General features: G+C 39.7%; 8 protein-coding genes. 4 read left to right on the top strand and 4 right to left on the bottom strand.

The features are described from left to right. From G3567_RS08365 to G3567_RS08350, 4 genes are all read right to left on the bottom strand, one after another. Nucleotides 1-2,286, bottom strand: coding sequence for a glycoside hydrolase family 65 protein (locus G3567_RS08365; protein ID WP_164004880.1), 2,286 nt, complete (start codon nt 2,284-2,286; stop codon nt 1-3). Nucleotides 2,287-2,307: 21 nt separating this feature from the next. Then, entirely contained in the window at nt 2,308-2,982 is a 675-nt protein-coding gene (gene pgmB, locus G3567_RS08360) for a beta-phosphoglucomutase (RefSeq protein ID WP_394351407.1), read from the bottom strand. Beyond that, nucleotides 2,963-4,339, bottom strand: coding sequence for an MFS transporter (locus G3567_RS08355; protein ID WP_164004879.1), 1,377 nt, complete (start codon nt 4,337-4,339; stop codon nt 2,963-2,965). The genes pgmB and G3567_RS08355 overlap by 20 nt, the downstream gene beginning before the upstream one ends. A gap of 108 nt (nt 4,340-4,447) precedes the next feature. Beyond that, nucleotides 4,448-5,491, bottom strand: a complete 1,044-nt coding sequence (locus G3567_RS08350; RefSeq protein WP_164004878.1) for a LacI family DNA-binding transcriptional regulator — start codon at nt 5,489-5,491, stop codon at nt 4,448-4,450. Between the two features lie 195 nt (nt 5,492-5,686). Between G3567_RS08350 and G3567_RS08345 the strand changes: the two genes are divergently transcribed. Genes G3567_RS08345 through G3567_RS08330 form a run of 4 tightly spaced genes read left to right on the top strand, consistent with a single transcriptional unit; the run spans nt 5,687 to nt 14,279 of the window. Beyond that, nucleotides 5,687-8,602 (top strand): SusC/RagA family TonB-linked outer membrane protein, encoded by a 2,916-nt coding sequence (locus tag G3567_RS08345; protein WP_164004877.1) that lies wholly within the window; start codon nt 5,687-5,689, stop codon nt 8,600-8,602. 11 nt (nt 8,603-8,613) lie between these two features. Beyond that, on the top strand, nt 8,614-10,209 hold the full coding sequence (locus G3567_RS08340; RefSeq protein ID WP_164004876.1) for a RagB/SusD family nutrient uptake outer membrane protein: 1,596 nt from the start codon (nt 8,614-8,616) through the stop codon (nt 10,207-10,209). A gap of 15 nt (nt 10,210-10,224) precedes the next feature. Continuing rightward, nucleotides 10,225-11,376 (top strand): SusF/SusE family outer membrane protein, encoded by a 1,152-nt coding sequence (locus tag G3567_RS08335; RefSeq protein WP_235923528.1) that lies wholly within the window; start codon nt 10,225-10,227, stop codon nt 11,374-11,376. A gap of 59 nt (nt 11,377-11,435) precedes the next feature. Then, nucleotides 11,436-14,279, top strand: a complete 2,844-nt coding sequence (locus tag G3567_RS08330) for an alpha-amylase family glycosyl hydrolase (RefSeq protein WP_164004875.1) — start codon at nt 11,436-11,438, stop codon at nt 14,277-14,279. Nucleotides 14,280-14,556 lie beyond the last annotated feature (277 nt).

Here is a 14,556-nt window from a genome sequence, read left to right as displayed (position 1 = left end):
TTATTTGACTTCAACTGTAGCGCCGTTGACTACAATTTCCAATGGATTTCCCTTTTCTAAAGTGAAATTGGTATTATCATGACTGACATCCACTTTCAAAATATGATCCCTAAAGTTAACTTTAAACGAATAGGAAGTCCATTCCTTAGGGATTTTTGGAGCAAAATGCAATTGATCATTTTTTACCCGCATTCCGCCAAAACCTTCGACAATACTCATCCAGGTCCCGGCCATACTGGTGATATGGCAGCCTTCCTTCACCTCTTTGTTGTAATCGTCAAGATCCAGACGCGAGGTTCTTAAGTAAAACGCATAGGCCTGCTCCATTCTATCCAGCAATGCGGCCTGAATACTGTGTACACATGGAGAAAGGGAAGATTCATGAACGGTAAACGGCTCGTAAAAGTCGAAATGCTTCTCGATCTCTTCTTTCTTGAAATGATGCTCAAAAAAGTAGAACCCCTGCAAGGTATCCGCCTGTTTGATATAAGGTGAGCGCAAAATTCTGTCCCAGGACCAGTGTTGATTGATAGGACGTATTCTTTGATCCAAATCATCCACTTTTACCATTTCCTTATCCAAGAACCCGTCCTGCTGCAGGTAGACACTATGCTCTTCAGAATAAGGAAAATACATATTATCCGCCACCTTGAGCATGGATTCAATCTCGGTCGTGGTCAGTTTTGTTTTTTGAAGAATGCGTTCATAATCGGCCGCATAGTCTTTTTCAACCTTTTTAAGGTTTTCTACAGTATAGTCTATACACCATTTGGCGATGTAATTGGTGTAAAAGTTATTGTTGACATTATTTTCGTATTCATTCGGACCAGTGACCCCGAGAATAACATAGTTGTTTTTTTGAGTTGAAAAGGTCGCCCGTTGTTCCCAGAACCTGGCGATAGCGATAAGCACTTCAAGGCCCATCTCCGGGATATAGGAGTAATCCCCTGTATAGCGATGATAATTGAAAATAGCATAAGCAATAGCGCCGTTTCTATGGATTTCTTCAAAAGTGATTTCCCACTCGTTATGCGATTCCTCCCCATTCATGGTGACCATGGGATATAAGGCCGCGCCATTTGTAAACCCAAGTTTTTCCGCATTTTCAATGGCTTTTTCCAGGTGATTGTAGCGGTACTTCAACAGATTTCTCGCCACCTGCTGGTCTTTGGTGGCCATATAAAACGGAATGCAATAGGCTTCGGTATCCCAGTAGGTACTTCCCCCGTATTTTTCTCCGGTGAATCCTTTAGGACCAATATTCAAGCGGTGATCGGTTCCTGTATAGGTCTGGTTTAACTGAAAAATATTGAAACGTATGCCTTGCTGTGCTTTCACATCCCCGTCAATACTGATGTCACTCATTTTCCAAATCTCGCTCCAGGCCTGTTTTTGCGTGTTCAAAAGACCTTCAAATCCTTCTGAAGTCGCTTTTTCCAAGACTGATTTAGCCGCTGAAATCAATTCGGATTTATCGTGATTTAGTGAAGTGGTATAGCCTGCATATTTCTGAAGGCTCAGCGTATTCCCTTTGGCCACCTGCTCTTCAAACGAAATGGAAACTTCCATCTCCTTCTGAAGTGGCTTCCCTTTAGTTTCTGATGTATTTCCGTTCAGAAATAAATGAGATTCCATGAAGGTACAGACGTGATAACACGTTTTTAGGGTATGGCTTTCAATAAAACCCTGCTTATCGCTTACCAGCTTATTGGTCGTCTTCCAAAACTGATCCTCCCAGTTGGTGTCCTGATTGGTAATTCCTGAATCTAAATACGGAATAAAGGTGATCTTAGCCTCTGAGTTTACAGGGGTGATATGGTAATCAATGACACCCAGTTCTTCCTGATCCAGGCTTAGAAAACGCTTACTATCCACTTTTATAGTAATGCCGTTTTGTAAGGTCGCTTCAAAACTTCTGCCGAGCCAGCCCTCTTTCATATTGAGCTCACGCCTGAAGTTTTCAACCTTCTTACAACTAAACAAGTCTAAAATTTCGTCATTGATGATCACGTTGATACCAATCCAGTTGGGCGCATTAAGCACTTTGGCAAAATACTCGGGATAACCATTTTTCCACCAGCCCACTCGGGTCTTGTCCGGATAATACACTCCTCCAATATAGCTTCCCTGAAAACTGGGACCCGTATAGGCTTCCTCAAAATTGGCACGTTGCCCCATTGAGCCATTTCCAATACTGAATAAGCTTTCTGAAGATTGAACGCGATCTGCTTCAAAGCCCTTTTCTATAATTGACCACGGGTTGGGTGTGATATAATCTTGATTCATTATTGTCTTTTTAAAATATTTTTATTTCTTGAAATTGGTCAGAGTCTTTAAGGTGTCTTCAGTGAGTTCTGTAAAGCCTTCAAAATTAAAGTCAGCTTCGCTAAGCACGGCTTTGTCTCCTATACCTACGCTAAGCATGTGCGCTGTATTTGCAGCCTTAATTCCCGCCTGAGAATCTTCAAAAACAATAGCCTGCTCGGGTTCAACCCCCAGAAGCTCACAACCTTTTAGGAATACTTCGGGGTCGGGCTTGGCTTTCGAAACCTCGTTGCCATCAACAATATGGTCAAAATAAGAAGTAAGCCCAACTTTGGTTAAAATGTGTCTGGCGTTTTTACTGGCAGAGCCGAGGGCAATGGGGTAATTGTTTTCTTTCAAATACGTTAAGGTCTCCAAAACACCTGGTAATATGTCTTCTGGGGACATCCGGTCTACAAAAGCCAAATACTCTTCATTTTTTTGAGCCATCAGGCTATTGAATTTATCTTCAGAAATGCTTTTGTTACCCCATTCCAGAATTTTCTGTAGCGAGTTAATTCTTGACACCCCTTTAAGCTGTTCATTTTCTTCTTCAGAAAAAGAGACCTCTAAAGATTCAGCCAGGTTTTTCCAGGCTAAAAAGTGAAATTTTGCGGTATCCACGATGACTCCATCGAGATCGAATATAAATGCCTTTTTAAATTGTGATTTCATCATTTTCTAAAGTTTTATCGTCTTCATCTTTTACTTTAACAACCAATACTGCAGCTAAAAGCAAGCTTACACCTGCTGTAACAAGGGCGAAAATTGCCTGGTCACCATACACATATTTAACCAGAGGTCCTCCTATCAGGGCATTAATAATTTGAGGGATGACGATGAAGAAATTAAAAATCCCCATATAAACACCCATTTTTTTCGGGTTTATTGCTCCAGCCAAAATAGCATACGGCATAGCCAATATGCTCGCCCATGCAACTCCTATTCCAATCATGGACAGGATTAGCCAATCTTGATTTGGCATGAAATAGATAGAAACTAAGCCAAATCCTCCAATACCTAATGCAGCAGCATGGGTTCGTTTTCTGCCGATGTATTTCGCAATTTTAGGCAGGGACAATGCAACAAAAACCGACACGAAGTTGTAAATACCAAAGAGTACACCTACCCAGTCTCCAGCTTCGTTATAAGCAATGCTGCTAGAGTCTGACGGAGGTAAATTGTAAAAATGTTGAGCTATGGCTGGTGTAGTAAATACCCACATGCCAAACAAGCCAAACCATGAGAAAAACTGAACCCAGCTTAACTGCTTCATGGTTTCTGGCATTTTTGCAAAATCCGAAAAAATATCTTTTAGTCTTGATTCCTTTTCTACGATATCTATTTGGTCTATTTTCTTTGATTTTTCAGCTTCTATAGCTCTCATCTCTTCTGGAGAATACTCCTCTGTCGTAAAAACCGTTATCAGTATGGAACCTATAAGAATGATCGCCCCTACAATAAAAGAGTAGACCAGATGATCTGGAACAGTCCCTTCTGGAGCTTTATTTGAAATTCCAAAAAAATTGCTTAAGATATAGGGTAAAAAGGAACCAATAACAGCACCAATGCCAATAATAACAGTTTGAATACTGAAGCCTAATGTTCTTTGTTCTGAGGGGAGATTATCAGCTACTAAGGCCCTGAAAGGCTCCATCGCAATATTGAAGGAGGCATCCATTATCATCAGCATTCCTGCTCCCACCCATAGGGCAGGCAAAAAAGCAATAAATATATCGGCTTGAGGCATTAAAATCAAACCCACAGAAGCCAAAAGAGCGCCTATCAAAAAATAGGGACGTCTACGGCCCAGCTTTGTCCAGGTCTTATCACTGTAATGTCCAACTATAGGCTGCACTATAAGCCCCATAAGTGGTGCTATAATCCAAAACCATGAAAGTTGATGTACATCAGCTCCAAAATTTTGCAGAATTCGGCTTGCATTAGCATTTTGTAAAGCAAAGCCCATTTGGATACCTAGAAATCCGAAACTGAGGTTCCAAATTTCTAATATTCCTAATTTTCTTTTTTGCATATCGTTTAATTTATAAATTAAAACGATAAGCTTATAATAAACAAAGCCTATCTAATGGAAGTAAAAATATAGCCTTGTTTTCTGCAAATATATTTAAATTTTTAAGTTCTACAATTTTGTAGTTTCCCTGTCGATTATATCCGTTTTCACGATTGTGGTTTTAAAAGGTTCTTCATCATCATTGGTATTTTCCAAACGTTCAATAAGAAGTTTGGCGGCTTCTTCGCCCATTTCAAAGCCATGCTGACTTATCGTAGTGAGTGGCGGATAGGCATGCTTTGAAAGCACTCCGTCTGTAAATCCGATAATTTGAAGATCATTCGGAATGCTCAGGCCTTTCTGCCTGGCGACTTTCATGGCCGTAATGGCATAAAGTTCGTTCACGGCAAAGAGACCATCCACCGTATTCTTTTCAAAATAATCATGAATCTGCTGTTCAAGAAACTCCAGGTTGTCATCTGAATTAAATTTATCATCGATTTTTAAAATCAAATTTGTGTCAACTTCAATGCCTTTAGATTCTAAGGCGTTTTTATAGCCTTCAGTCCTAAGTCTGCCCACGCTAACGTAATCTTTGGTACTGATAATACCTATTTGTTTACAGCCACTGCTTATCAATTTCCTAACCGCTTTTTCTGAGGTTTTTACATCGTCAACAATGACTTTATCGCAATCAATTTCATCGATGACCCTGTCGAACATGACTATAGGTATCCCCTGATCTATGGTTTCGGACAGGTGATGATAATCTTTGACCGAAAGGGTTTCCTTGGCTACTGAAATGATGAATCCATCAATACTCCCGTTGGCCAGCATTTCAAGGTTGATGACTTCTTTTTTAAAGGATTCATTGGAAAGTCCTACAATAACATTGTAACCTTTGTCATTGGCATAATGCTCGATCCCCGAAATAACGGTGGTGAAAAAGTGATGAACAATTTCCGGAATAATAACTCCCAAAGTTTTTGTTTTCTTATTTTTAAGGCTTAAGGCAATATTATTGGGTCTGTAATTATAGAGCTTAGCGAAAGCCTTGACTTTGTTTTTGGTTTCCTCTCCTATTTCCTTGCTATCCCTTAAGGCTTTGGACACAGTAGATACAGAGACATCAAGCTCCTTGGCAATAACTTTTAGTGTCGGTTTTTGTTTCATCTTCAATTATAAGGATAAATTATTGCTTCAAAATAAACAATTCTTCAATATTGACCTAAAAAAGTGAAAAAAATAAAAAGTTATCAACACGAAAACGTTGTAGCTGACGTGTAGCTAAGGTTATTGAGATAAGTTTACATAATTTTAACTCTGGAAGTAAAAATATAACTCATTACTAACACAAAAAAAATCTCTATGCGAACAATTAAACTTTTAGGTTTGTTGCTAATGCTTTTACCTATAAGTATTTTTGCCCAGTCCACAGTAAGCGGGACTGTTGTGAATAACAACGGTATGCCAATACCCGGTGTTAACATTTTAGTTAAAAATACTACAAAAGGGACAACAACCGATTTTGACGGGAACTACTCAATCGATTTAGAAAAAGGTGAAACTTTATCTTTTTCTTACATAGGTTATAGAACCCAGGACATTGTATTTAATGGAAATAACACAAGGATTGATGTATCGATGGTTGAAGATGCGGAAGCACTTAAGGAAGTTGTGGTTGTTGGTTATGGTGATCAGAGCGTAAAATCCATCTCTGGTTCTGTAGCCTCTGTGACCGAAAAAGATTTTAATAAGGGAAATATTGTAACTTCAGAAAGTCTTATACAAGGTCGTGTACCTGGTCTGTCAGTAACCAAAGGCGGTGGTCCTGGTTCTGGTTCTGAAATTACAATTCGTGGCGGTTCTTCCTTCAATGCCAGTAATGCTCCTTTAATTGTACTTGATGGTTTACCATTAAACAATGAGACTGCAGCTGGAACACGATCTGTCTTATCTTCTATCAATCCGAATGATATTGAATCGTTTTCGGTATTAAAAGATGCTTCTGCATCTGCCATCTATGGTATTAGAGCAGCCGGAGGAGTTATTATCATCAATACCAAAAAAGGTAGAGGCGAACTCAATGTAACTTTGGATGTGCAGCAGAACCTAACGACTATTGATAACACTATAGATGTCCTAAATGCTTCACAGTTTAGAAGCCTGGTAGAGGATAACTTTCCAGATCGCCAGGACGAACTTGGAGAAGCTAATACCAACTGGCAGGATGAGATCTATAGACAGGCAAAGTCATCTGACATCAACTTTAGCGCACGTGGTGCATTATTTGGAGAAATCCCAACGCGTTTATCCTTAAACCGATCGGATCAGCAGGGTTTAAGAAGAACGTCTAAGTTTGACAGAACTACGGCTTCATTGTCCATAAATCCAAGACTTTTTGACGATCATTTGAAAGTGGGTTTAAATGCCAATTACAGTAACGTGGACAACAGATTCGCATCAGGAGTAGAAGGAAGTGCAATTGCATTTGATCCTACACAACCTGTTAGAGATCCTAGTTCTCCTTATGGTGGTTTTTTTGAATTTAGAGATAACGATGGCTCTGCATCCTCGAACGTGCCAAGAAACCCTGTAGCGGAATTATTGCAAACCCAAAATGTGAGTAATGCCGATCGATTCTTTGGAAACCTGAATTTAGATTATAAATTTCATTTTTTACCAGCCTTAAGTTTCGTAACCAATTTAGGTATTGACAGAACTGAAAGTGGGGGGTCATTTTCCAGACCTCGAACAAGTGCTTTGGGTGTAAATGCGGAGCAGGGTGAGTTTATCGGAAATGAATCCAGATATTCACAAAAAAGAACCAATACCTCTGCAGATGCTTATTTCATTTTTGACGATAATTACGGAGACTTTGGCGTGAAATTAACCGCTGGGTATTCCTATCAAAAATTTGAATCTGAAAGTTTCACAACTGGTGAAATTTTAGATCCGAATGCCCAGGGTCCCAGAACAACGGTGGCGGATGATGTTGTCTTTATAGGATATTTCGGTAGAGCCAACTTAAGCTTTAAAGAGAAATACTATATAAATGGGTCTATCAGACGCGATGGTGTATCAAAGTTTAATCCAGAGAACCGAATCGAATATTTTCCATCTGTTTCTGGAGCCTGGCAAATAAGTGAAGAAGATTTTTTAAAAGACAGTCAGGTTATTAGTAACTTAAAAGTAAGAGCAGGCTGGGGACAGCTTGGTCAACAGGATATTTCCTCTACAACTGATTATTTAAGCCGATATCAACGAGGTTTATCTAACCAGCAATACAGGTTTGGAAATAATCCTATTGTCCCTCTACAGCCTTTATATACCAATCCAAATATTAGCTGGGAGATATTAACAGAAATCAATTTAGGACTGGATTTTGCCTTTTTTGATGATAGAATTTCCGGTTCGGTAGATGTGTTTGAGAGGACTGCTGATGACTTGTTATCCTTTGTACCGGTTCCGGATGGAGCTAACTTTTCTAACCAGGGATTTCAAAACATAGGCGAATTCGTTTCAAAGGGTGTTGAAGTTAACCTGGATTATAATGTCATCAGACAGGATGATTTAAATTGGAATGTGAATTATAATTTCACAGCTTTCGATAGAGAAATAACGCGTTTAGCCTTCGGTCAGGATATTTTTGTTGGTGGCATTTCAGGTGGAACAGGGAATACTATTCAGGTGCAAAGAGAAGGTGAATGGCCAAATTCGTTTTTTACCTATGCACAATTGTACGATCAGTCTGGACAACCTATTGAAGGTGCCTATGCAGATATAAATGGAGATGGTACTATAGACGACAGAGACCGTTATGTGTCTGGAAACGGACAGGCAGATGTGCTGATGGGCTTTCAGTCTAACCTGACTTATAAAAATTTTGACTTCAATTTTAACTTGAGAGCAAGCATTGGTGGAGAAATTTACAATAATGTGAATTCTTCCAGAGCTCAACTTGGAAATTTAGATTTAGCTGCGCCGAACAATTTACCAGTACAAGTTCTAGAAACCAGATTTGCAAGAACACCGGATGTTATTTTATCCGATTTCTATTTAGAGGATGCCTCTTTCTTAAGAATGGATAACATTACGCTGGGTTATACTCTAGAAAATTTCAATAAAGACAGTACAAGCCTGAGGTTCTGGATGGGATTACAAAATGCATTTATTATCACAGACTATTCTGGTATAGATCCGGAACTAGGAAGTGGTGGTATTGATAATACAATATATCCTAGAGGTAGAACTTACTTACTTGGTGTGAATTATAATTTTTAAAAAATTAAATTATGAAACTTAAACAATACATACTACTCACATTTATAGGAACACTGCTGTTTTCTTCATGTGAATCTGACCTGGATGTTGGTGTAAACGATCCAAACATAATTTTGGCAGACGAAGTGTATACCTCAGCAGAAGCCTATAAACAAGCTTTGGCTGGTGTTTATGCCAACTTATCCCTGTCCTCTCTTACCGATCCGGGCGGATCAAATATTGGTGGTCTAGATGCGGGAACCGGACAATATATGAGAGGTTTATTTAACTTACAAAACTTATCTACGGATGAAGTTATTTGGACTTTTGAAAATGACCCAGGCCTTAGAGGCGTTCAAAGAAACTCAGCTTCGCCAGAGAATGTTTTGCTAAGAGGAGTTTACTCCAGAGCCATGTTTTCGGTGGCCTTGTCCAATGAATTTTTGAGACAATCCACAGATGAACTACTCCAGGCCAGAGGAATTGGTTCTGCAGAGGAAATTCAAACCTACAGAGCTGAAGCCAAAGCTTTAAAAGCCCTGTCCTATTATCATTTAATGGATATGTTTGGTAAGGCGCCTTACTATGATGAAACCATGGAGGTTGGATTTATCCAGGGTGAAGAATTGTCCAGAACTGAATTATTCGATTTGGTTGAAGGCCTGCTCCTTGAAGCTTTTGATGATCTGCCCGCCGCAAATACTGGTGAATACGCAAGAATTGATCAAGGCGTTGTCAATATGATTTTAGCAAAAATCTATCTGAATGCTGAAGTGTATACAGGAACTCCCAGATACTCAGAGGCTTTGTCCAGATCTCAGGATGTTATCAATGCAAGCTATCAGTTAGTTGATAATTACCTTTATAATTTCATGGCCGATAACAATACCAATGGAGCACAAAACGAAATCATTTTTCCAATTGTAAATGATGGTCAGACTACCCAAAACTTTGGAGGTACAACCATCCTAATTCAAGGTCAGGTAGGCGCTCAGGAGCAAAACGGAGAAAGCTTGGGAGTGAATCCTGGCGGATTTGGCGGTCTTTTTAGAGTTAGACCAGAATTTGCAGAACAATTCATTCTAAATCCATTGTATGATAACGATTCCAGAAATACTCTGATCACAGAAGATCGTCCAATAAATCTTGAAATCAGTGATCCCAATACGGGTTACATCATAACAAAGTACTCCAATAGAACTTCAACGGGAGGTTTTGGGTCTGACAGGCTTTTTACCGATACGGATTTTCCAATGTTCAGATTGGCAGATGCTTATCTGATGTATGCGGAGGCTCACTTGAGAGGTGGCGGCGGCGATCTCAATACGGCGGTTGATTACGTAAACGCTTTAAGAGAAAGAGCTTTTGGAAATACCTCTGCGAATATAAGCTCTGCTCAGCTTAGCCTAGACTTTATAATTGATGAACGTTCTCGGGAATTATACTGGGAAAGCCATAGAAGACAGGATCTTATTCGTTTCGGATTGTATACTGGAAACCAATACATCTGGTCTTTCAAAGGTGGTCCAAGTACAGGAACATCATTAGATGAATTCAGAGCCTTGTATCCTATTCCTTCTGCGAGTTTGGCTACAAATCAAAATTTAACACAAAACCCTGGTTATTAATATTAAATACTAAAAATGATGAAAAATAAAATTTTAAAATTGATGATGGTGTTTTTTGCAATAGTTGCATTTAATGCTTGTAGTGATGATGATACAATCGAATTCACTACCCAAGCCCCACCAGAACAGATTTCGTTTACCAACGATTTTTCAAGTGAATACTTATTGAGTCCGTTAATCGCTCAAAACAATGCTGAACGTTTCACCTGGGAAGCTCCTGATTTTGGAGTGCCAACCCCAGTAACTTATGAACTACAGGGTTCAATTGATTTTGAATTTACAACACCTGTGGTTTTGGCAGAAACAACAAATCAGCAGGCTGCCATAACTGTTGGACAGCTATTAAGCTTAGCTGATGCCGCTGGAATTGATAATGATCCAGGGACAGAAAATCCAGATACCGGCGAGCTTTTCTTTCGCGTAAGAGCTCAGATCGGTACTGAAAATGCAGAGAACTCTCCTGAGACTACTTCAGAAGTAACCACGCTTATGGTGACTATTATTTCTACAGGCGGACCAGAGCCACTGCCAGTTCTTCCTAACTTATATCTAGTGGGTAGTTCTGTCGCCTCAGGCTGGGACAATAACAACAACAATTTCCCAATGGTTAGGAACCCGGATAATGAAAATGTATTTACTTATACCGGTAGATTTATAAACGGAGAGTTTAAATTACTCGAAGAGAGAGGTGCATGGCAACCACAATGGGGGCTGCAAGACGGAAGTCTTGAAACCAGCGAAGACTTAGGAGGTGATCCTGGAGCATTCGCCATTGCTGATGGTGACGGTTATTACACGCTGGAAGTGGATACCGAAAACAAAACGCACAGTATAGCTCCTTTTGATGCTGCAGGATCGGCAACTTATAACACCGTTGGTCTTATAGGCTTTGGAACTACCGGAACTGACGAAGGCTGGAATCAGGATATAGATATGACACAATCTACCTTCGATCCACACATTTGGTACATCTCTGAGATTGCACTTTTCGACGGAGAGGTGAAATTTAGAGCAGAAGATGACTGGGGAGTAAACTGGGGTGGAAATACTGAGTTTTCAGGTTACGGAAGTATAAATGGACCTAATATCCCTACTACGGCTGGAACTTACGAAGTTTGGTTTAATGACCTGACTGGAAATTATATGTTGATTGCAATAGTAGAATAAATGACAACATTAAATTTAAGGCTATCTCTTTGGGATAGCCTTTTTTATATCCAAAAAACATGAAAAGAACTTTACTTTTAGCGACATTATTTTTTACAATAATAAGTTTTGCACAAGTTCAAAATGCAAACTTTACAATCACGCCATCAACGTTTGAACAAAATGAAGAGATCACCATTAGCGTTTCAGATGTAGATCCCGGTATATGGGGAGTCACCGATGTCTATTTATGGGCATGGTATAAAAATTCCAGTGGAACACAATCTGATTCTCCGACAAACGGAGATTGGACGAACTCCAGTGAATCCCAGAAAATGACAGACAATGGCGATGGCACCTATTCGTATACGATGACGCCTACCACCTTCTACAATGCAAACGACATTGTAGAAATAGGAATGCTTGTTAAGGCAAAAAATGGAACAGGAGATAAAAAAACACAGGATTACTTAACCAATGTGGGTAGTTTTCAATTCACATTAAATGCACCTACCGAAAATTTGAGTGTTATAAGCACTGGAGGTGATTTTTCAATAAGTGCTTCTAATTCTGGTGGTGATGCTTCTTATACTTTAAGTGCAAATAGCAGTATTATTAACCAGCAAACCACAAGCAGCTATTCTTTTACAGATACGAATATTTCAGAAAATAAAAACTATACCCTGGAAGCAACTAAAAATGGGGTAAGCTTTATAAGAGAATTTTCTGTACTTACGAACCCAGGGGTGACGTCTACTCCCATGCCTGCAGATTACAGTGAAGGTATTAATTACATAAGCGATACAGAAGCCATATTGGTACTCAATGCTCCAAATAAAGATTATGTTTATGTGGCTGGTAGTTTCAACGATTACAGCCCGGATTCCAATTATTTGATGAATGTGGACGCTACCCGAGATAATAAGTTTTGGATAAGCCTGACAGGTTTAACTCCAGGACAAATTGAGACCTACCAATACTGGGTGGTTGATGAAACTCCGGTACAAGGCTCTCCAGAAGTAGTCAAAACTGCCGACCCATTTTCGACCCTGGTTCTATCTCCATTTGACGATCCGGGTATACCGGCTTTATCTTATCCAGACTTACCCGCTTATCCCAACGGACAGGAACGTGAAGTTACGGTTCTGCAAACCGGACAGGCAGAGTATAACTGGCAGGTCACCGATTTTCAGAAACCCAAAATAGAAGATTTGATCGTTTATGAGGTCTTGATTAGAGATTTTGATGCCGATAGAAATTATCAGGATTTGATAGACAAAATCGATTATTTCAAAGATTTAAATATCAATGCCATTCACCTAATGCCGGTGATGGAATATGAAGGAAATGAAAGCTGGGGATACAATACAGCTTTCCATATGGCTTTGGACAAATTTTACGGTACTGAGGATAAGTTGAAGGAATTTATAGACTTATGTCATCAAAATGATATCGCTGTGATTCTCGATTTAGTCTTAAACCACGCTTTTGGGAGAAACCCACTGGTAAGAATGTGGATGGATGATCCCGATGGTGATGGCTGGGGTGGACCTACTGCTGAAAACCCTTACTTTAATACTAGCCCGAGACATAGTTATAATGTTGGAAACGACTTTAATCATCAAAGTGCTTTAACTCAGGAATATAGCAAAAGAGTTATAAAACATTGGGTGGAGGAATTTAAAATTGATGGCTTTCGATGGGATTTAACCAAAGGCTTTACGCAAAACTGTACTGCATCCGATGAGTCATGTACAAATGCCTATCAACAGGACCGAATTGACGTCCTGAAATCTTATGCCGATTATTCCTGGTCTTTGGATGATACCCACTATGTGATTTTTGAGCATCTTGGCGGGAGTACTGAGGAGCAGCAATGGGCAAATTACAGACTGGATGAAGGAAAAGGAATCATGCTATGGGGGAAAATGACCAATCCATACAATCAACTCACGATGGGTTATAATTCTGACAACAACATCTCAGGCATGGGTCATAAATCCAGAGGCTTCGATGCCCCGAGACTTCTGGGCTATGCAGAAAGCCATGACGAAGAACGCCTGATGTTTAAAAATGTGCAGTACGGGAAAGCCTCTAACCCAAACCACAATGTGAGAGAGTTAAGTACTGCCATCTCAAGAATGTCTGCACTTGGAGCGGTGACCATACCCATCCCTGGTCCAAAAATGATATGGCATTTTGGCGATTTAGGTATGGAAAATTCAATTTTTACATGTAGTGACGGCAGTGTCAATCTGCCTGGCGGAACCGACGGGGATTGTAAACTAGACACTAAGCCTCAACCACAGTGGGTGAATAACTGGTTAAATGAACCCGTAAGAAGAAAAGTTTACGAGGACTGGGCAAGACTGCACCAGCTAAAAATCGAAGAGGCTGTGTTTGAAGGAGATTATACCATCAATTCCGGGGGTACCTTAACACCTAAAATTTATGTCTTTGATCCTAATTTACCAACAAATGAACTTCGAGACGTAGTTGTTTTAGCCAATTTTGATGTTGTAGATCAAACGGTGACTCCAGATTTCCCCTATACAGGAACCTGGTATGATTTGATGGATGAAACTGGCTCTGCTTCCATAACTGTAACCAATACAGCCGATGGGATTAATATACCTGCAGGTGAGTTTAAAATCTTTGGCAATGCCGTGTCTACCTTAAGCACAAATGAGGTATCAGCACTTAATTACAGTGTGTACCCAAACCCTGCAAAGGACTACTTCTCTATTTCAAATAAAGTAGATGAAGTTCAGTTATTTGACATGAATGGTAGACTGCTTAAAGACTATAAAGGTGGTTTTGATGCTAATTATCGTTTTGAAACCAATAACCTCAACACTGGACTGTATTTTGTTAGATACACTCATGAAGCACAGTCTCAAACACAAAAATTACTAATCCATTAGCAGTATTTAGTTCAATACCCAAAAAGACCTCGAGCACAAACTCGAGGTCTTTTGTTTTTCAGCTATAGCTCACGGCTTAGGGATTGAAGTGAAAATCCTGCAAGACCAAAAGTTAATAAAACTAAAGTCCAGCTGGCGACCTTTGAAGACAGTTGTGACTTTTAGTTTTATAGATTTTGGGATGAAGCATTGCAACGAAAAGCCCGACGCTTTGCGCTCCTCAGAGCGGAAAGCGTAAGCCCCAAAAAGAGAACTTTTAGCCCTATACAACTCCGAT

The sequence above is a fragment of the Psychroflexus aurantiacus genome (assembly GCF_010820555.1).
Taxonomy (GTDB): Bacteria; Bacteroidota; Bacteroidia; order Flavobacteriales; family Flavobacteriaceae; genus Psychroflexus; species Psychroflexus aurantiacus.
The sequence above is the reverse complement of the archived record's forward strand: the minus strand, read 5'-3'. Positions and strand labels throughout refer to the sequence as shown.